Source organism: Roseovarius mucosus DSM 17069 (assembly GCF_000768555.3).
Classification (GTDB): domain Bacteria; phylum Pseudomonadota; class Alphaproteobacteria; order Rhodobacterales; family Rhodobacteraceae; genus Roseovarius; species Roseovarius mucosus.
In genome coordinates this window covers 101423-119621 of record NZ_KN293977.1, presented here as the reverse complement: position 1 = coordinate 119621, position 18199 = coordinate 101423, and the positions used below count along the sequence as shown (strand labels likewise).

16 protein-coding genes are annotated in these 18199 nt (G+C 63.7%); 8 read left to right on the top strand and 8 right to left on the bottom strand.

All coding sequences use genetic code 11. From position 1 onward, the window contains the following. Positions 1 to 198: 198 nt before the first annotated feature. Together ROSMUC_RS06100 and ROSMUC_RS06095 are read right to left on the bottom strand one after the other, a co-directional pair. Positions 199 to 717 (bottom strand): hypothetical protein, encoded by a 519-nt coding sequence (locus ROSMUC_RS06100; RefSeq protein WP_037270676.1) that lies wholly within the window; start codon positions 715 to 717, stop codon positions 199 to 201. Positions 718 to 801: 84 nt separating this feature from the next. After that, the gene (locus ROSMUC_RS06095) at positions 802 to 1554 is read right to left on the bottom strand and encodes a hypothetical protein (RefSeq protein ID WP_037270674.1); all 753 of its coding nucleotides are present in this window, start codon (positions 1552 to 1554) and stop codon (positions 802 to 804) included. 118 nt (positions 1555 to 1672) lie between these two features. On the opposite strand from ROSMUC_RS06095, the gene ROSMUC_RS06090 reads away from it, so the two are divergent. Continuing rightward, positions 1673 to 3043 (top strand): cytochrome P450, encoded by a 1371-nt coding sequence (locus tag ROSMUC_RS06090; protein WP_037270672.1) that lies wholly within the window; start codon positions 1673 to 1675, stop codon positions 3041 to 3043. A 10-nt stretch (positions 3044 to 3053) separates the two neighbouring features. On the opposite strand, the gene ROSMUC_RS06085 is transcribed toward ROSMUC_RS06090, so the two are convergent. After that, a complete protein-coding gene (locus tag ROSMUC_RS06085) occupies positions 3054 to 4214 on the bottom strand; it encodes a M20 aminoacylase family protein (protein ID WP_037270670.1) in 1161 nt (386 codons plus the stop codon). A 174-nt stretch (positions 4215 to 4388) separates the two neighbouring features. Here ROSMUC_RS06085 and ROSMUC_RS06080 point away from each other — a divergent pair, with 174 nt between their 5' ends. Then, on the top strand, positions 4389 to 6635 hold the full coding sequence (locus tag ROSMUC_RS06080; protein ID WP_037270668.1) for a DEAD/DEAH box helicase: 2247 nt from the start codon (positions 4389 to 4391) through the stop codon (positions 6633 to 6635). A 70-nt stretch (positions 6636 to 6705) separates the two neighbouring features. On the opposite strand, the gene ROSMUC_RS06075 is transcribed toward ROSMUC_RS06080, so the two are convergent. Next, positions 6706 to 8220, bottom strand: coding sequence for an aldehyde dehydrogenase (NADP(+)) (locus ROSMUC_RS06075; RefSeq protein WP_037270667.1), 1515 nt, complete (start codon positions 8218 to 8220; stop codon positions 6706 to 6708). 176 nt (positions 8221 to 8396) lie between these two features. Here ROSMUC_RS06075 and ROSMUC_RS06070 point away from each other — a divergent pair, with 176 nt between their 5' ends. The 4 genes from ROSMUC_RS06070 to ROSMUC_RS06055 all read left to right on the top strand — a co-directional run bounded on the left by ROSMUC_RS06070 (position 8397) and on the right by ROSMUC_RS06055 (position 11324). Continuing rightward, a complete protein-coding gene (locus tag ROSMUC_RS06070; RefSeq protein WP_037270665.1) occupies positions 8397 to 9203 on the top strand; it encodes an ABC transporter substrate-binding protein in 807 nt (268 codons plus the stop codon). A 74-nt stretch (positions 9204 to 9277) separates the two neighbouring features. Then, positions 9278 to 9943, top strand: coding sequence for an amino acid ABC transporter permease (locus ROSMUC_RS06065; protein WP_037270661.1), 666 nt, complete (start codon positions 9278 to 9280; stop codon positions 9941 to 9943). Positions 9944 to 9955: 12 nt separating this feature from the next. Further along, positions 9956 to 10609, top strand: a complete 654-nt coding sequence (locus ROSMUC_RS06060) for an amino acid ABC transporter permease (protein ID WP_037270660.1) — start codon at positions 9956 to 9958, stop codon at positions 10607 to 10609. Next, positions 10602 to 11324 carry an amino acid ABC transporter ATP-binding protein gene (locus ROSMUC_RS06055; protein WP_037270656.1) on the top strand — a complete coding sequence of 241 codons (723 nt, stop codon included), beginning with the start codon at positions 10602 to 10604 and terminating at the stop codon, positions 11322 to 11324. The genes ROSMUC_RS06060 and ROSMUC_RS06055 overlap by 8 nt, the downstream gene beginning before the upstream one ends. 134 nt (positions 11325 to 11458) lie before the next feature. On the opposite strand, the gene ROSMUC_RS06050 is transcribed toward ROSMUC_RS06055, so the two are convergent. The 4 genes from ROSMUC_RS06050 to lhpI are packed head-to-tail and all read right to left on the bottom strand — an operon-like array spanning position 11459 to position 16327. Continuing rightward, complete coding sequence (locus ROSMUC_RS06050) at positions 11459 to 12700, bottom strand: NAD(P)/FAD-dependent oxidoreductase (protein WP_037270655.1); 1242 nt, start codon at positions 12698 to 12700, stop codon at positions 11459 to 11461. Between the two features lie 21 nt (positions 12701 to 12721). Next, the gene (locus ROSMUC_RS06045) at positions 12722 to 13636 is read right to left on the bottom strand and encodes a 4-hydroxyproline epimerase (protein WP_037270654.1); all 915 of its coding nucleotides are present in this window, start codon (positions 13634 to 13636) and stop codon (positions 12722 to 12724) included. Next, positions 13627 to 14586, bottom strand: coding sequence for a dihydrodipicolinate synthase family protein (locus ROSMUC_RS06040; RefSeq protein ID WP_037270652.1), 960 nt, complete (start codon positions 14584 to 14586; stop codon positions 13627 to 13629). Before ROSMUC_RS06040 ends, ROSMUC_RS06045 begins: the two co-directional genes overlap by 10 nt. Positions 14587 to 14626: 40 nt before the next feature. Further along, entirely contained in the window at positions 14627 to 16327 is a 1701-nt protein-coding gene (lhpI, locus tag ROSMUC_RS06035; RefSeq protein WP_037270651.1) for a cis-3-hydroxy-L-proline dehydratase, read from the bottom strand. Between the two features lie 156 nt (positions 16328 to 16483). Here lhpI and ROSMUC_RS06030 point away from each other — a divergent pair, with 156 nt between their 5' ends. After that, positions 16484 to 17119: a helix-turn-helix domain-containing protein gene (locus tag ROSMUC_RS06030; RefSeq protein WP_037270649.1), complete on the top strand. Its 636-nt coding sequence runs from the start codon at positions 16484 to 16486 to the stop codon at positions 17117 to 17119. A gap of 29 nt (positions 17120 to 17148) precedes the next feature. After that, on the top strand, positions 17149 to 18186 hold the full coding sequence (locus ROSMUC_RS06025) for an Ldh family oxidoreductase (RefSeq protein WP_037270647.1): 1038 nt from the start codon (positions 17149 to 17151) through the stop codon (positions 18184 to 18186). The last annotated feature ends 13 nt before the right edge of the window (positions 18187 to 18199 follow it).

Sequence of the window (18199 nt, the reverse complement as noted above, 5' to 3'; positions counted from 1 at the left end):
CGTGACCGATCGTGCCGATGTTCACATGCGGCTTGTTACGTGCAAACTTTTCCTTTGCCATATCTCAGGACGCCTTGTCAGTTGGGGGGCCAGGGTGGCCCGAGTTTCATCGCGCGCGGTTTATTGGGTTATCACGGGGAAATCAAGCGGGTCTTGGCTTAGGCCCTTGGCCGTCGGGGTCCGTTCCGAGACCGCCCCTCAACGACCGAAAAGAGCCAACCTGATCTTCTCGGCGAAGCTTGAGGAAACCTGCGCCATTTCGGTCTCCTGTCCTTTGACAAACACGACACCGGCAAGAGCGCCGAAACGGCGTTCACCAGTCACGGAAAGCGCCGTCTCGGCCAAGAGCGGCGTATCCGTGCCTTGCCGTGTCACAGTCAGCGTCCCTCTCGATCCACTCGTGGTCGAGCCAAGCAACGCATAAACTCCTCCCGCGAGATAGAGCATCTCGAGGTCGAGATCGACAGTAACCGGCAACGCGCCCTCAGTATCGACGGCCTCAAGACGCGCCGCGATGACCTTCTCTGCGATTTCCTCGGCACGGTCCACATCGAGGCTAAACGCGGAACCAAACGTTTTCTTCGCGCGGGATGCATCCACCTTGACGGCGACGACATCAAGTGCTTCGCCTGCCTTCGTCAACTGCTGTTGAGGTGGGGTGCAAGCGGACAGCAGAGCGAGCGCGCCCGCCATGATCGTGATAGCATTGAATTTCATGGAAAAAAACCTCACAACTTCTCGCCACGCCTTAGCAAAGCCACTTGATGCCCGCAAGGCGCATTCAGGCGCGCGCGCGCCCGATTAATCTTCAGGCGGCGGGACGACCTCCGGTTCCTCGATCACTTCGGCCGCGGCGTTGGCCAGATCGGCGGCGTTCGGGGTTTCCGTCTGGGTCGGTACGGGCGAATCCCCGGATTCAGTGGCCGCAACGGTGGGCGCCTCGGCCTTTGGGGTCTCACCCTGAGGTGCTGCTTCCTCCCGCGCCTCGGGGCGCTCCTTGTCATTCGCGGGCACGCCATCGTCTTCGAACCAGCCAAACTCGTTATTCTGCTGCACCAGCCAGTTCTGGATCTGCTTGGCGGCATTGCGGCTTAGGTTCAGCATCTGGGTTTCCTTACTCTGGGTCAGGCCCGAACCAAGGAAGGTATTGCCAGAGAAACTCTCGACCACTGTCACCAGATGCGGCTTGGTGTTGAGCTTGCCGCCCTTGGCATCATCCCAAGCGGTGACATTCAGGATCAGCGCCGATTTCGGCGACGCAACCAGCGGAACGCCCGGAATGGCCAGCACATAACCTTCGACACTCACCCCAATATGATAGAGTTTGGTGCCCTCGTAGCGCCCGAACCGATCCGTCATCGCCTCGGTCATCGCGGCGATCCATTCTTCCTTGGACGCCTCGCGCGATGCGGGGCCCTTGGTCAGGTTCGGGGCCACCACAACATTATGCCCCAGATGGAAATTGCCCAGATAGGCCGGAGCCTCATCAAGGTCATTGGGATTTGTGCAGGCGGCCATCAGGACAAGCCCGAAGAGCGCGAGAAAACGGATCATCAGGAATTCCCCAAGTGTGACAGTTCGGGCTGGGATAGCCCAGACGACGCGTCTGCGCAATCATTTGCCCCCGCACCGCCCGTGCCCTATCTAAGGGGCACTTGCCTAGAGGTGCCCAATGCCCCCGATCCCCCAACAGACACTCGACCGCCCGCCCGTGCATGTGCCCTTGGTGACAGAGCCAATGGGCGTGCTGGCCAGCCTGAAGGCCGCGCGGCGCAACATCCTGTCGATCATCCCCGAGATTGCCACACGGCAACCCATGGTCTCGGGACGCACGGGCAAACGCTGGCACATGGTGATGGACCCCGGCGCAATCCGGCGAATGCTCTTGGAGGAACTCGATAACTACCCAAAATCCATTGTCACCAAGAACCTTCTACGCCCCGCCATCGGCGAGTCGCTCTTTATCGCCGAGGGCGCGCATTGGCGGTGGCAGCGACGCACGGCGGCGCCAGTCTTTTCGCATCGCAACGTGATGAACCTCGCTCCGATCATGACTGCCGCCGTCGAACAGAGCGCAGCACGTGTGGCGGCGGCGGGCCCGCGCGCAGTGGATATGGCCGCCGAAATGGTGCGCACTACCTTTGACGTCATCGCCGAAGTGACCTTTTCCGGCGATGGCATGTTCGATGTGAACGCCGTGCATCGCGGCATCGACGCCTATATTGCTGAGGCGGGCAAGATCTCGCTCTTTGACATTCTCGGCTTTCCGGACTGGGTGCCGCGTCCGGGTCGGGTGATGTCGGGCAGCACAGTGGCCGAGATGAAACGCGTGGCGGACGAGGCCGTCGAAGCGCGTCGCGCGCGCGGCTCCGAGGGCGTGCCCGACCTCCTTGATCTCTTGCTCGACGGCGAGGACCCGGAAACGAAACGGCGGATGAGCACGCCGGAGTTACGCGACAACTTGCTGACCTTCATCGTGGCGGGGCATGAGACAACGGCGCTGACACTGGGCTGGTCACTCTATCTCTGCGCTTATGATCAGGCCGTGCAGGACCGCGCCCGCGCCGAGGCGCAATCCGTGCTTGGCGGCCGCGCGGCCACCGGCGAAGACGTGGCCCGCCTGCCCTATATCCGCCAGATCATCGACGAGGCGCTGCGCCTCTATCCGCCTGCGGGCATCATATCGCGCACCGCGCAGGTGGCCGATACGCTCTGCGGTCGCGAGATAAGACCCCGTGATACCGTGATCATTCCGATCTACGCGCTGCACCGAAACCACCTGTTGTGGCCAGAGCCAAACCGGTTCGATCCGGACCGCTTTGCCGATCGCAAGAGCCTTGAGCGCTACGCCTACCTGCCTTTTGGCGATGGGCCGCGCATCTGCATCGGGGCCAGTTTCGCGCTGCAAGAGGCGGTGATCATCCTCGCCACCCTGCTCTCCCGGTTCCGGTTCACCCCGGTGCCGGGGCGTGACCCCGACCCGGTGATGATCCTGACGCTGCGGCCTCAGGGCGGGGTGTGGCTGATGGCCGAGCCGATGTGATCGGCGCGCCTCAGGCTGGCATCCGCTCTTCCACGATCCCTGCCCACCAGCTGCAACCAGCCGGGATCGCCTCGTCATTGAAGTTGTAATCGGGGCTGTGGACCATCGCCGTGTCGCCATTGCCCACGAGGATATAGGCACCGGGGCGCTCTTCGAGCATGAAGGCGAAATCTTCGCCGCCCATGATCAAGGGCGCCTCATCGCAACCACCACTGACCTTGGCCGCCACTGACGCAGCAAACTCGGTCTGTTCGTCATGGTTGATCATCACCGGATAGCCCCGGTAATAGCTGACCTCGGCGCTACCACCGAAGCCTGCCGTCACATGCTCGCAAAGAGCGCGGATGCGGGTCTCGGCCAGGTCACGCATTTGCGGGCTCATGGTACGAACTGTCCCGCGCAAATGTACGCCCTGCGGGATCACGTTGAACGCGGTCGAGGACGTCTGAAAAGACGTGACCGAAACCACCACCTGATCCACCGGATCGGCATTGCGGCTGGCAATCGTCTGTAGCATCGTGACCAGATGCGCGGCCATGACGGTCGTGTCCACGGTCTCGTGCGGCTTGGCGGCGTGCCCGCCCTTGCCGGTGAGGGCAATGTCAAACTGGTCGGTCGCGGCGAAGAAGGCACCGGGGCGGATGGCAAAGCTGCCGACGGGACGGCCCGGCCAGTTGTGCATGCCGTAGACCTCTTGAATGCCGAAGCGGTCCATCATGCCATCCTCGCACATCTCGCGCCCGCCTGCCCCGCCCTCTTCAGCAGGTTGAAAGATCACGACGGCTGTTCCATCGAAGTTGCGGGTCTCGGCCAGATACTGCGCCGCACCAAGCAGCATGGCGGTATGCCCGTCATGGCCACAGGCATGCATTGCGCCGGGGGTCTTGCTGGCGTAATCCACGCCGGTCGCCTCATGGATGGGCAGCGCATCCATATCTGCGCGCAGGCCGATCACCCGCCCCGAGGACGTGCTGCGCCCCTTGATCACCCCCACAACGCCGGTGCGGCCAATGCCTGTCACCACCTCGTCACATCCGAACGCCTTGAGCTTTTCCGCGACAAGCGCACTGGTGCGATGCGTCTCATAGAGGATCTCGGGATGGGCATGGATATCGCGCCGCCATTCTGTTATGTCGTTGTGCAATTCGGCAAAGCGGTTCTTGACGGGCATCGGTCAGCCTCCTGTTCGCAAATTCGGGGTTTGCGCTACCGTGGCGCAATCCCGGTGCGACCACAAGGGGCGCTGCCCCGCTGGCGCATTTGCCGTATACAACTGCGCGTGACTGAGCTATGCGTCGCGGCTTGACGCGCAAGCCGCACCCCTTTTTCGGAACCGACCTCCCTCATGATCCTGCCTGCCCTCTCCAATGCCCTTGCCGCGCGCGGCTATGAAACACTGACACCTGTCCAAGAGGCGGTGACGGACCCCGCGCTGTCTGGCTCTGACTTGTTGGTCTCGGCCCAAACCGGATCGGGCAAGACCGTGGGCTTTGGGCTTGCGATTGCGCCCACACTGCTGGGCGGCGAAGACCGCCTGCCGCCTGCCGCAGCACCACTTGCGCTGATCGTGGCACCGACGCGGGAACTGGCGTTGCAGGTGATGCGTGAATTGAGCTGGCTCTATGCCGAAGCGGGCGCGCGGCTGGTTACCTGTGTGGGTGGCATGGACGCCCGCGACGAGCGCCGCGCGCTGGAACGCGGCGCGCATATCGTGGTGGGCACGCCCGGACGGCTGTGTGACCATATCAATCGCGGGGCGCTCGATATGACCAGCCTGCGGGCCATCGTGCTCGACGAAGCCGACGAAATGCTCGATCTCGGCTTTCGTGAAGACCTCGAATTCATGCTGGCCGCAGCCCCCGAAGATCGCCGCACACTGATGTTTTCCGCCACCGTGCCGCCGATGATCGCCAAGCTGGCGGAAAAGTTCCAACGCGATGCGCATCGCGTGACCACCCTGACCGGGGCCAAGCAGCATGCCGATATCGCCTATCAGGCGCTGACCGTCTCGCCACAGGATGCCGAAGGGGCGGTGATCAACCTGCTGCGCTACCACGATGCGCAGAACGCCATCGTTTTCGCCAATACGCGCGCCATGGTGGCCCGGCTGACGGCGCGCCTCTCCAATCGCGGCTTTGCCGTGGTCTCGCTCTCGGGGGAACTGAGCCAGTCCGAGCGGACCCACGCTCTGCAAGCGATGCGCGACGGGCGCGCCCGCGTTTGCGTGGCGACAGATGTCGCTGCGCGCGGCATCGACCTGCCCAATCTCGATCTGGTGGTTCATGCCGAATTGCCCACCAATTCCGAAGGCCTCTTGCACCGCTCGGGCCGCACGGGACGCGCCGGGCGCAAGGGTATCTCTGCCCTGATCGTGCCGGTCAAGTCGGCCAACAAGGCCGAGCGCCTGCTCAAATTCGCGAAGATAACCGCCGAATGGACCACGCCGCCCACGCCCGAGGATATCGAGGCCAAGGATCGTGAGCGGCTCTTGTCCGATCCGGTCTGGTCCGAAACACCGTCCGAGACCGAGGGCGCCTTTGCCACCGAACTGCTGGCGCTGCATAGTCCCGAGGTAATCGCCGCGGCCTACCTGCGGCTTTATAAATCGCGCTGGTCCGCGCCCGAGGAACTGAGCGCGCCCGGCACACCCGCCCCGGCACGCGAACGCTCGGCCTTTGGACCAAGCCGCTGGTTCGCACTGTCAGTTGGCAACAATGACCGGGCCGAGGCGCGGTGGTTGCTACCCCTCTTGTGCCGGGTAGGCAATCTCGACAAATCCGCGATTGGTGCCATTCGCGTGCAGGCGTCTGAGACCTTTGTCGAACTGGCCGAAGCCGCCGTTCCGGGGTTCATGTCAGCCCTTGGCGAGGGCGGGCAATTGGATGAGGGCATCAGCGCCCGCGCCTTGGACAAAGCCCCCGAGTTTGCCCCTGCCCCGCGCGCGGACCGACCCGAACGATCACCCCGCGCCCCGCGTGAGGATCGTCCGGCCCGTGCGCCACGTGAGCAAAAGACATCCCGCGAGCATCATGCCCCTCGCGATAGCGCTCCGCGACCTGCCCCCAAGCCACGTCCGAAACCGGCAGGCGCACCGCCCGCCGCGATGGCCCGCGCGGTCGAGGATGGCACGGTAACTCCATATCGCAAACCGCGTTCGGATGCGGGCGATGCGCCGCGACCCGCGAAAAAGCCGTGGTCGGGTGACAAACCCGCCGGAAAGCCCGCGAGCAAGCCCTTTGGCAAACCTGCAGGGGATCGCAAACCTGGAAAACCCTATGGCAAGGCCGAGGGCAAACCCACCTCCAAGCCCTTTGGGAAACCGGGGGCGAAATCGTCGGACAAACCCTTTGACAAGCCGCGTGCCCGCCCGGCACCGCGCGATGCGGAACCCGCCGCGCCAAGACCCAATCTGGCGGCCGACACCTCCAAGCGTTTTGTGCCGCCCGGAGCGGCGAAAAAGCCCGGCAAGCCGGGCGCGGGGAAAGGCCCGGCCGGGAAACCCGGCGCAGGAAAACCCAAGGGCAAAGGTGCTCCGCCCAAGGCCCGCGCCGGTTTCGGCGGCACCACCCCGCCCAAACGCGGCAAGCCGTAAGCGCATCCAACTGTTTGAAAAACATCAGGCCGGGATATTCCCGGCCTGTACGTTTGCGAGATCGTGACGGTTAGTGCGCGTCCTCGGGCAAGAGGCCCTCGGGGATGTTCTGATAACACACGGGACGCAGGAAACGGCGGATCGACAGGGTGCCGACCGAGGTTGCGCCGAAATTGGTCGAGGCCGGATATGGCCCGCCATGGACCATGGAATCGCAGACCTCGACCCCGGTCGGGAAACCGTTGGCCAGCACACGACCGGCCTTGCGTTCCAGCACCGGCAAGAGGCGGCGGGCCATGTCGGTATCGGCGGCATCTATATGCAAGGTGGCGGTCAACTGACCCGTGAAGCTCTGCGCGACGGCGAGCATTTCCTCGGCATCTTCGGCCACCACGATCAGGCCAAGCGGGCCGAACACCTCTTCGCTGAGGGCGTGATTGGCCAGCCAGTCGCGCGCCGCGACCCGGTAGAGAAAGGGCTTGGCCTGACGCTGGTCACACATCGCGGTCAAGAGGTCTTGCACGCCCAATTGCGCGCCCATCTGCGCCGCGCCCGTCGCATAGGCCGCAGCGATTCCGGTTGTCAGCATCACCTGCGCCCCGCTCTCACTCAGGGCCGCGCGGGTAGCCTCGGCAAAGGCGTCGGCCTCTGGTCCCTTGATCACCACCGCGATGCCGGGATTGGTGCAGAATTGGCCTGCGCCCATGGTCAGCGACCCGGCCCAGCCCGTCGCGATCGACGCTCCGCGCGCGGCCATTGCCTCTGGCAAGAGGAACATGGGGTTCACGCTGCCCAATTCGCCGAAGAACGGGATCGGATCGGGCCGTGCCGCGCAGAGATCAAAGAGCGCCCGCCCCCCCGCCAGCGAGCCGGTAAAGCCCACGGCGCGGATCAGAGGATGCTGCACCAAGGCGTGCCCCACCGCGCGATTGCCCCCCTGCACGAGGCTGAATACCCCCGCAGGCATGGCGCAAGCGGCAATCGCGGCATGGATCGCCTCGGCCACCAGCTCGGACGTGCCGGGATGCGCGCCGTGGCCCTTGACCACCACCGGGCAGCCCGCCGCGAGGGCCGCCGCCGTGTCGCCGCCTGCCGTGGAAAAGGCGAGCGGGAAATTCGACGCACCAAAGACCGCCACCGGCCCGATGGGTCGCTGCATCATCCGCAGATCGGAGCGCGGCAGGGGTTTGCGATCCGGCAGCGCCGCATCATGGCGGCGGTCGAGGTAATCGCCCTTGAGGATATGGTCGGCAAAGAGGCGCAATTGCCCGGTGGTGCGCCCGCGCTCGCCCTCCAGCCGCGCGGCAGGCAGGCCGGTTTCCTGCGTACCGATTTCTGTGATCTCTGCGCCGCGCGCCTCGATCTCATCGGCGATGGTGTTCAGGAACTGCGCCCGCTCGGCGCGGGATTTGGCCCCATAGACCCAGAACGCCTCTTCTGCGGCGCGGCAGGCCTGATCCACAAGCTCTGGCGTGCCCACGGAAAATGCCCGCGCCGCGCCCTCGACCGGATCGGACAGGAATGTCTCCGGTGTGCCGATCCATGCGCCTGCGATGAGATGCTTGCCATGCGGTGCGAAACTCATGGGAAATCCTTTCAGTCCATAGGAATGACCGAACGCGATCTGGCGCTCGATGCGGGATTTTCACGGCTTAACGATTTTTTTCCCGACATGCCAGTATTTTTCTTTTAGGAAAATTATTGCAAAAAAGAACCAAAGGCCTCATGCTGAGCGAAGAATCAACAGAGAGGGCTCCACCAATGAAAAAAACGGCACTTTTCGCCGCCCTGCTGGGTATGACCAGCATCGCTGGCACTGCTCAGGCGGACAAGCTTGACGACATCATTTCTTCTGGCACCTTGCGCTGCGCGGTCGTGCTTGACTTCCCACCCATGGGGATGCGCGATGCCAACAACGTGCCCATCGGCTTTGACGTCGATTACTGCAACGATCTGGCTGCAGCCCTCGGCGTCGAGGCCGAGATCGTCGAAACCCCGTTCCCCGAGCGTATTCCGGCGCTGATGTCGGGCCGTGTCGATGTGGGCGTGGCCTCGACCTCGGACACGCTGGAGCGGGCCAAGACGGTCGGCTTCTCGATCCCCTATTTCGCCTTTGAAATGGCCGTGACCGCCAATAGCGGCACCGGCATCACCTCTTACGAGGGGATGAAGGGGCACACCGTGGGCGCGGTTGCAGGCACCTATGAGGCGATCGCGCTCGAGGCGCAGGTCAAGGAATGGGGCGAGGGCGAATTCCGCCCCTACCAGACGCAGGCCGATGTGTTCCTGGCGCTGAGCCAGGGTCAGCTTGACGCGACCGTCTCGACCTCGACCGTGGCGCAGGCCAATGTGCAGTCGGGCAACTACAAGGACATCACTGTCGTGGGTTTTGCCCCGTTCGATACCGATTACGTGGCGCTTTTCGCCAAGCGGGACGAATACGGCTTTCTCAACTACCTCAATCTCTTCGTGAACCAGCAGGTACGCACCGGCCGGTATGACGAGCTGTATGAGAAGTGGGTTGGCGGCGAAGTTCCGAAACTGGTGGTGCCGAACACCTATCGCTGATAGCGTGACAGATCATTGGCGGCGCGGAGGCCCCGCGCCGCCATTTTCTATTCAGCCAAGGGCCGGGTGACGGGATGTTCGACTATACCTTCCAGTGGAAACAGGCGTTCAACCGCTTGCCGCAGATGCTCGATGGGGCGGTGGTCACGATGGAAATCGCGATCCTGTCGATGGTTCTCGGCATCCTGCTTGCGATCCTGCTTACCGTCTTTCGGTTATCGGGATCACGCCCGCTGATGGCCTTTGCGACGACCTGGGTCGAGATTGCGCGCAACACGCCTGCCCTCTTCCAGATCTACATGGCGCATTTTGGCGTCGCCAGTTTTGGCATCCATTTCAGCCCTTTCGTGTCGATCCTGATCGGGATCACCTTTAACAACGCGGGCTATCTGACCGAGAATTTTCGCGGGGCGCTCAAGGCGATCCCCGATACGCAAGGACGCGCGGGGCGGTCCCTGGGCCTGACGCAGCTACAATCCTTTCGCTACATCATCCTGCCCCAGATGCTCAGGATTTCGTTTTTGCCGATGACCAATCAGATGGTCTGGGCGATCCTGATGACCTCTTTGGGCGTCACCGTCGGCATGAACAGTGATCTTTACGGGGTTACACAAGACCTCAACGCGCTGACGTTCCGCACCTTCGAGCTTTTCGCGCTGGCCGCCGTGATCTTTTACCTGATCACGAAAACCATCACCCTTGGCGGCCGCCTGATTGCGGCGCGGCTGTTCCGGTATTGAGGGGCCACACGCATGTTTGACACCGCCCTCACCGCCAATGATCTCGTGTTTCTCGCCAAAGGTGCGGGAATAACGATCCTTGTCACCGCAATTTCCGTGGTCATCGGCACCCTCTTGGGCATCCTTTTTGGGGTGATCCGGGTGCAGCTTGGCCCAGTGCTGGCAGCCCCCCTGACCTTCTTTCTCGACATCTTCCGCTCTGTGCCGCTGCTCATTCAATTGGTGTTGGGCAACGCCTTTGTCGGGATGGTGCTGCAACTCCAGATTTCCGGCTTTACCGTCGCCTGTATCGTGCTGTCGCTCTATACGTCGGCCTATTGCGCCGAGATCGTGCGCGGCGGCATTGATGCGGTTCCGGAAATTACCCGCCGCGCGGCGCGGTCCCTTGGCCTCACATGGGGGCAGGACATGCGCTATATCGTCCTGCCGTTGGCCACGCGCGTGGCGCTGCCCTCATGGATCGGTCTGGCGCTTGGGGTGATGAAGGACTCGGCCCTCGTGTATGTGGTGCAGGTTACGGAACTGTTGAAATCCACTCAAATCCTCATCACGCGCCTGCAAGAGCCGCTGTTCCTGCTGCTGATCTGCGGTGCGTTCTATTTTGTCATCAGCTTCCCGCTTGCCCGTTTCGGCGGCTATCTCGAAAAAAGGTGGTCCAATGATTGAGATCCAGAATGTCCGCAAATCCTTTGGCGATCTGGAGGTTCTCAAGGGGATCGACCTGACGGTGCAAAAGGGCGAGGTTGTCACCGTCATCGGCGGCTCAGGCTCGGGCAAATCGACCCTGCTGACCTGCATCAACGGGCTGGAGCCGATTGATTCCGGGCGGATCACCATCGACGGCACAGAGGTGCATGCCAAATCCACCAATCTGAACAAGCTGCGCCGCAAGGTGGGCATCGTGTTTCAGCAATGGAACGCCTTTCCGCATCTGACCGTGCTGGAAAATGTCACCTTGGCCCCGCGCAAGGTGCTGGGCATGGCCAAGGCTGAGGCCGAGGCGATTGCCGAAAAGCAATTGCGCCATGTCGGGTTGGGCGACAAGCTGACAACTTATCCTTCCCGCCTGTCGGGCGGGCAGCAGCAGCGCATGGCGATTGCCCGCGCACTGGCGATGTCGCCCGATTACATGCTCTTTGACGAGGTGACCTCGGCGCTTGATCCGCAGCTCGTGGGCGAGGTTCTGGAAACCCTCAAGATGCTGGCCGAAGAAGGCATGACCATGATCTGCGTGACGCATGAAATGGGGTTTGCCCGCGATGTATCGAACCGGGTGGCGTTCTTTCACCAGGGGATCATGGCCGAGATTGGTGCGCCGGATCAGCTCTTTAACGATCCGCAGCATCCGGAGACGCAAAAGTTCCTCGCCAACGTGCGCTGAGCGCGCTGGCGGCGGCGCAGCGATCGACACCGCACACGTCCCGTGCTTGACCCTGGACCTTGCCAAGGCAGATGGAGGCCCCGGTTCGGGGGCGGGGGCCGGGGCGATGTGAACGCAAGCAGACGCACCCTGCTCTAGAAGCGGCCTGCGTCGAACGGAGTGAGCGAAATCGCCGGATCGCGCCGCGCGGCAAGGGCCGCCACCAATTCCGCCGTGCCCGCCGATTGCGTCAGCCCCAGATGCCCATGCCCAAAGGCATAGATTACCCGGTCAGCGCGCGGCGCGCGGGAAATGATCGGCAGGCTGTCGGGCAGCGACGGGCGGAACCCCATCCATTGCGTGCCGCCCTGCGGGTCAAACCCCGGCAGGAAATCGCACGCCTTGCGCACGAGCGTTTCGGCGCGCTTGTAATTGGGTGCGCGGCGCAGGCCCCCCAGTTCCACCGCCCCGCCCACGCGCAGCCCGCCGCCGATTTTCGACACGACAAAGCCGTGATCGGCAAAGGTCACATGGGTGCGCAGATCGAAGCTGGCGGTGGGAAAGGTGGTGTTATATCCGCGCTCGGTTTCGAGCGGGATCGTGTCGCCTAGGGTGCGCGCCAGATGGTGCGACCAGGCCCCCGCCGCCAAGACGACCTGATCGGCGCGGATGCTACCGGTGGCGGTCTCGACCTCGACGCCCTCGCTCACCTGCCGCAGCGCGCGGACATCGGCGATGTCGATCTGCCCGCCTCCGGCCACAAACTGCTGTGCCAGATGCTCGGTCCAGCGCGCCGGATCGACGGTGTTCATCCAGTCGGGCGTAAACCCGGCATGGGTGAAGCGCGGGCTGAGACCCGGCTGAACTTCGGCCAAGGCACCGGGGCTTTGCAAGAGGTCGAACCGCACGCCATGCTGGCGGCGCAGTTCCCATGCCGGAAGGCTGGCGCGATAGGCGGCCTCGCCCTCGTAGACCTGCAACTGCCCCTCGCGGCGCATCAGCGGCTCGCCGGACACATCCGCGATCAACCGCTCCAGAGCGGCGCGGGATTGGTGCATCAGGCTGGCCTGTGCCGCCACCGCCGTCGCATAACGATCCTGCCAGCTTGCCCGCCAGAAGCGCAGCATCCACGGCAAAAGCGGCAGCGCATAGGCCGGCGGAATGGACAGCGGCCCAAGCGGATCGAGCAGCCATTTCGGTGCCTTGCGCAGAATGCCGGGCGTCGCCAGCGGCTCGATGTCGGTATAGGCAAAGGCCCCGGCGTTGCCGCGCGATGTTTCAGCCGCGACGCCCTTGCGGTCGAGGATGCGCACGGCATGGCCATCCCGTTGCAACGCAAGCGCGGTTGTGACGCCGATGATACCGGCACCGATGACGAGGATTTCAGAGCGGGCCATGGGGCACCTTTGCCGTGAGGGTCAGAGACGGATACCGTTGCGGAACGGATCGTTGGGATCAAAGAGAAGCGTGCTGTCGGCCATCACATAGGCGCGCCCGGTGATCGAGGGGGTCACGCCGCCGTTCGGACCGGGAGTATAGGACAGCCGATAGGTACTGCCGATCACGCTTTCCTGCACGATCTCTTGCCCCGCGTCCAGCCGCCCCTCGGCCGCGAGACAAGCCAGACGCGCCGAACAGCCGGTGCCACAGGGCGAGCGATCATAGGCATTGTCAGGGCAGAGGACGAAATTGCGGCTATGGGCCTGCGGATCGTCAGAGGGGCCGTAGAAAATCACGTGGTCCACGTCGATGCCCTGCGCCTGCACCGCCTCTCGCACCGCGATGGTGGCATCGGTCAGCGCCCGGATATTGCCGGAATGGACAGAAACGGGGCTGGGATCGACAAGGAAAAAGAGATTGCCGCCATAGGCCACATCGCCAGAGACCGTGCCGATACCCTCAATCTCGACCGTGACGCCAGTATGGGTGCGGCGGCTCTCGATATTGGTGACGGTGACGGTATTGGCGTCGATGAGATCGACGGTGACAATGCCCACGGGTGTCTCAATCCGATGCATGCCCGGTTTGATCCGGCCCATATGCGCCAGCGTCACGACAAGACCGATGGTGCCATGACCACACATGCCCAGGACCGCCTCGGCATCGAAATAGATCACGCCGGTGACACAGGTCGAATCGGTCGGCGGCACCAGAAGGGCACAGACCATGGCCACCTGGCCCCGCGGCTCGAGGCTGACCGATTGATAGAAATCGCGATGCTCGGAGGCGAGGAGCCGCGCACGCTCGGACAGGGGACCGGACCCAAGGTCCGGCCCCCCATCGAGGATCACGCGCGTCGGCTCGCCGCCAGTGTGGCTGTCGATCACATGCATTCAGCGATCACCCCGCCCTGTTTCACCCAAGTTGCGAACCATGTGTTGAACTGGTGGAACTGCGCCTCGCAGAAGCGCGCCTGAGAGGGCGAGAGCGCATCGGTTTCATTGATGTTGAGGCGGTATTCCTCTTCGCCCTTCAGCACCATCATATGCTTGAAATAGAGCACAAGATCGACGCCCTCGTCGAACTTGGCGATGACATGCAGCGCATCCGCCAGTTCGCGCGCGCGCTGATCGGCCTCGGGGCATCCCTCTGCCGCGCGACGCGACAGGGCCACCTGCAAGAGCGCCTCTTTGGGGAAGATGGTGCCGATGCCGGTAATGGCCCCCACCGCCCCGCATTTGACAAAGCCGTGATAGACTTCGGTATCGACGCCCACCATCAGGAGCACGTCATCATCCTGATGGGTGATGTGCTCGGCGGCGTAGCTGAGATCATTCTTGCCACCGAATTCCTTGAAGCCGATGAGGTTCTTGTGCTCGGCGCGCAGGGCAAAGAAGAGATCGGCCTTGGTGGCGTAGCCGTAATAGGGGCTGTTGTAGATGATGGCGGGCACATCCGGGGCGGCATCCAGAATGGCCTTGAAATGGTTGCGCTGTGCGGCCACCGACAGCCCCCGCGACAGAACGCGCGGGATGACCATGAGGCCCGCGGCACCCACCTCTTGCGCGTGGGCGGCATGGGCCACGGCGGATTTGGTGTTGATGGCGCCGGTGCCCACGACCACGGGCACGCCCGCCGCCGTCAGGCGCGCGACACCTTCCATCCGCTCGTCATCCGTCAAGAGCGGCCAGTCGCCGCAAGAGCCGCAATAGACTACGCCCGACATGCCCGCCGCGATCATTTCCTGCCCCTTGCGCACCAGCGCGTCGAAATCGGGTTTGCGATCCGGGGTGCAGGGGGTCAGCAGGGCGGGGATGGTGCCGTGAAAGACGTCTTTCTTCATGGGGGAACTCCTTTGGATGCGTGTCGTTTGATTGCGGCGGTTAGTGGCCCGAAGGGGCCGGGGCCGCGGCGATCCACGGCGGCGGGTTGATGGGGGCCGTGCCAGTTTGCGCGGTTTGCGCGCATTGCGCCAGAGAGCCGAAGCGCACGGCGCGGTTGCTCAGACCCGGCGCGTAATGCGCGTATTTGCCGGAATTGGTCATCAGGACCTCTGCCGAGGGCGGAAAGACCGGCTCGGAGATCGAGCACCAGCAGATGTCGGGCACGATGGTCACGCCAGCGGCCTCGAGCCGCGCCTTGACGCCATTGGCGGTGATGGTGGTCAGGGTGCCGCGCCCAAGCGTGATGATCGTGGCAACATCCGGGTGGACATGATGGCCCTCCATCAGATCGGCAAAGACGGCACTTTCGGCGGCGGAAAAATGCGGGCTGCCGAGGGCGACCAGATCCACCTTGTCGGCGCCCTGATTGAACCCCTGCCAAGCCTGCGCGAAATCCTGCAGCGTGATGCGGGCGTGATCGGCCTCGGGCGCGGGGGGCATATCCGCCTCGGGCGTGATCCCTTTGATATGCATCATCGGTGAGGCAGAGGTGGTGCCATAGGCCGCGCAAAGCGCCTTGAGATCATCGTCGGAGGGATGCAACCCCTCGAGCCCGCGCAAGAGCGGGATGCGATCCGGGGCCACCTGCCCCACGATCCAGCCCAGCATCGGCCAGAAGGCATCGTCAATACCCTCGGGCACGTCGATGTCGATGATCCGGCGGGCTGCGCGGTTCTGGTCCAGATAGACGCCCGCACGTGCGGCGCGCCCTGTGAGCGCGATACAGAGGTCCATGAAATCGGCATGTTTCACGGTGCGCGCGCCCAGAACCGTGTTGGCGTAGATCACGGCGTTGCTTTCGGCCCAGGCGATGTCCTCGCCCGCCGAGGGCTTGTCCTCGAGCAGATAGGGCGCACAGGTAAAGCTGGGACGCGCGCCCATTTCGACATAGGCATCGGCCAATTGGCTGGCGGGCAGGCCAAAGGCCTCGGACACGCCTTGCGCGCGCCAATTGGCGTGATCGACGGAAATGGCGTTCATCGTGGTGGGGATCCGCACCCGCCCACCCTTGTCCGCCATGGCGCGGGCAAAGGTCAGAAAGGCAGGGCTGGCATAAATGCAGCCGTCGATATGCACGCGGCTGACATCGGTCAGGCTTGGCGCGCCTTGGGCGGCGGCCAGCGTCGTGATGATTTCCATCGCCAGTTGCGCCGCCGCGCCATGATCCCCGGCCAGAAAGGCACGGTCCACGTCCGAAAGCGTCAGCCCCTCGGAGGCAACGGAGGTCAGCGGCAACGCCAGATCGCCCGCGTGCAGGTGCGTGGCGGTGATCGTGGCATGGGAGTGCTGCGCCAGGCGGTCATAATCGGGGCCAGAGAGACGCAGAACGGCGATGGGCCGGTCAAACAGCCGCGTGGCCACAAGGGCACCCAATGTCAGGATGTCCTCGCCCTCGCGGAAAATCAGCGCCTTGGGCGCAGTGCCGGCAAAGGCCAGACCCAAGAGCACGCCACTCCCGGTGCAGGAGCCGCGACTCGTCGGCATCATCACAACATGACCGGCCAGAGATTGCCCCTGCTGCGGGTGATGCGCGTCGATGATCCGCCCGCTGAGGGGATCGACACCGCCCCAGACGCTCAGACCCTCGTCGCAAAGCAGGATCGGCCCCTCAACCTCGGCGGCGACAATCAGGTCCGGCATGAGATCACCCTTTTTTGAAGTCTGTTCTGACGCGGTTCGGCAGGGATTTCGGAAAACTCCGATATTCGGTCTCCCCTTGCGCACCGTCGATTGCTACTGTTGTGCCCAACGTAAAAATATGCTTAAACAATCACGGTTGGTAAGAAAAGAAAAATTATGGCCGAAACGGAAAAAACCTCAACCGACAGCGCAGTGGATGATTGGGACGTCGAGCGCCACCAATTGCGCGCCGATCTGGGTGCCCGCATGAAGGCGGTACGACAGGCCTGCGGCTATACGCTCGAAGTGGCGGCGCAGCGCACGGGCCTTGCCCTGTCGACGATCCACAAGATCGAGAACGGGCGCGTCTCGCCCAGCTATGAGAACCTGATCAAGATTGCCCGCGCCTATGGCATCGGCATGGAGCGGCTCTTTTCCGCGGACCACGACGCCACGCAAACCACCCGCATGACCGTGACCCGCGCAGGTCAAGGGCGCAAGGTGCGCGCCAAGAATTTCGAATACGAGGTGCTGTGCAACGCGCTGGCCGAGAAAAAGATCATCCCGCTGGTCACGCTGGTCGAAAAACGCGCGCCACTCACGCGTGATGAGCTGGAATCGCATGACGGCGAAGAGACGCTCTATGTGCTGTCGGGACGGGTCGAGCTGACGGTGGAGCATTACGAGCCGGTGATCATGGAGCCCGGCGATTGCGCCTATTTCGACAGCACCATCAAACACGGGTTGCGCGCGCTCGATGACACCGAGACCAAGGTGTTCTGGGCTTGCACCTATACCGATGTCGACAAATAAGACCTCTTGACCCTGAAGGAGCCGCCCGCATGGCTGAGCCGAACGTGATTTCCGTTGATGACCTCCTGGCGCGGGTGACGTCGATTTTCGAGCGCGCGGGCGTGCGCCCCGAGAGTGCCGCAGCGGTGGCGCGGGTGATCGTCGCGGGCGAGCGGGATCACTGCAAATCGCACGGCATCTACCGGATCGAAGGCTGCTTGCGGGTGATCGCGGCGGGCAAGGTGGTGCCGGATGCGGTGCCCGCACTGCATGATACGGGCCTCGCGGTGATCGAGGTGGATGCGAACGGCGGGTTTTCCAACCCGGCCTTTGACGCGGCGGTGGACGCGCTGGCGGCCCGCGCGCGCGACACGGGGCTGGCCGCCCTCGTGATCCGTGATTGCCTGCATTTCTCGGCGCTGTGGCATGATGTCGAGGCCTTGGCGGCACGGGGCGTTGCCTCTCTCTCGATGTGCCCCAGCTATTCGTCCGTCGCCCCCACGGGCGGCAAGGAGCCGCTTTTGGGCACAAACCCGATTGCCTTTGGCTGGCCGCGCCCCGGCCCTCATCCCTATGTGTTCGATTTCGCGACCAGTGTCGCCGCGCGTGGCGAGATCGAGTTGCACCGGCGCGCCGGCACCCCCATCCCCGAAGGCTGGGCCATGGACCGCGACGGCCATCCGACCACCGATCCAGAAGCGGCGCTCGCGGGCGCGATGCTGCCCTTTGGCGGGCACAAGGGATCGGCGATTTCGACCATGGTCGAATTGCTGGCTGGTGCCATGCTGGGCGAGTTCATGAGCAAGGAAGCGCTGGAGTTTTCCGGCGGCACCGCCCTGCTCCCACGGCATGGGGCCTTGGTTCTGGCCCTTGATCCGATCCGCTTTGCCGCGCGCAGCGGGCGTGATCCCATTGCCGAGGGCGAGCGGCTGTTGACCGCCATCAGCGGCCAAGGCGCGCGCCTGCCCTCGCAGCGGCGCTTTGCGGCGCGCGAGGCGTCCTTGCGCGATGGTATCACGCTCAGCGATGCGGAACTGGCGCAATTGGCGCGGTTCGAGGCCGAGGGGCTGGCAGCGGTCGAGGGTTGAGTGCAGGGGCGTT

Bases quoted from the DNA above. Each gene is read 5' to 3' on its own strand.
- ROSMUC_RS06100 (WP_037270676.1), bottom strand. From the start codon at position 717: ATGAAATTCAATGCTATCACGATCATGGCGGGCGCGCTCGCTCTGCTG.
- ROSMUC_RS06095 (WP_037270674.1), bottom strand. From the start codon at position 1,554: ATGATCCGTTTTCTCGCGCTCTTCGGGCTTGTCCTGATGGCCGCCTGC.
- ROSMUC_RS06090 (WP_037270672.1), top strand. From the start codon at position 1,673: ATGCCCCCGATCCCCCAACAGACACTCGACCGCCCGCCCGTGCATGTG.
- ROSMUC_RS06085 (WP_037270670.1), bottom strand. From the start codon at position 4,214: ATGCCCGTCAAGAACCGCTTTGCCGAATTGCACAACGACATAACAGAA.
- ROSMUC_RS06080 (WP_037270668.1), top strand. From the start codon at position 4,389: ATGATCCTGCCTGCCCTCTCCAATGCCCTTGCCGCGCGCGGCTATGAA.
- ROSMUC_RS06075 (WP_037270667.1), bottom strand. From the start codon at position 8,220: ATGAGTTTCGCACCGCATGGCAAGCATCTCATCGCAGGCGCATGGATC.
- ROSMUC_RS06070 (WP_037270665.1), top strand. From the start codon at position 8,397: ATGAAAAAAACGGCACTTTTCGCCGCCCTGCTGGGTATGACCAGCATC.
- ROSMUC_RS06065 (WP_037270661.1), top strand. From the start codon at position 9,278: ATGTTCGACTATACCTTCCAGTGGAAACAGGCGTTCAACCGCTTGCCG.
- ROSMUC_RS06060 (WP_037270660.1), top strand. From the start codon at position 9,956: ATGTTTGACACCGCCCTCACCGCCAATGATCTCGTGTTTCTCGCCAAA.
- ROSMUC_RS06055 (WP_037270656.1), top strand. From the start codon at position 10,602: ATGATTGAGATCCAGAATGTCCGCAAATCCTTTGGCGATCTGGAGGTT.
- ROSMUC_RS06050 (WP_037270655.1), bottom strand. From the start codon at position 12,700: ATGGCCCGCTCTGAAATCCTCGTCATCGGTGCCGGTATCATCGGCGTC.
- ROSMUC_RS06045 (WP_037270654.1), bottom strand. From the start codon at position 13,636: ATGCATGTGATCGACAGCCACACTGGCGGCGAGCCGACGCGCGTGATC.
- ROSMUC_RS06040 (WP_037270652.1), bottom strand. From the start codon at position 14,586: ATGAAGAAAGACGTCTTTCACGGCACCATCCCCGCCCTGCTGACCCCC.
- lhpI (WP_037270651.1), bottom strand. From the start codon at position 16,327: ATGCCGGACCTGATTGTCGCCGCCGAGGTTGAGGGGCCGATCCTGCTT.
- ROSMUC_RS06030 (WP_037270649.1), top strand. From the start codon at position 16,484: ATGGCCGAAACGGAAAAAACCTCAACCGACAGCGCAGTGGATGATTGG.
- ROSMUC_RS06025 (WP_037270647.1), top strand. From the start codon at position 17,149: ATGGCTGAGCCGAACGTGATTTCCGTTGATGACCTCCTGGCGCGGGTG.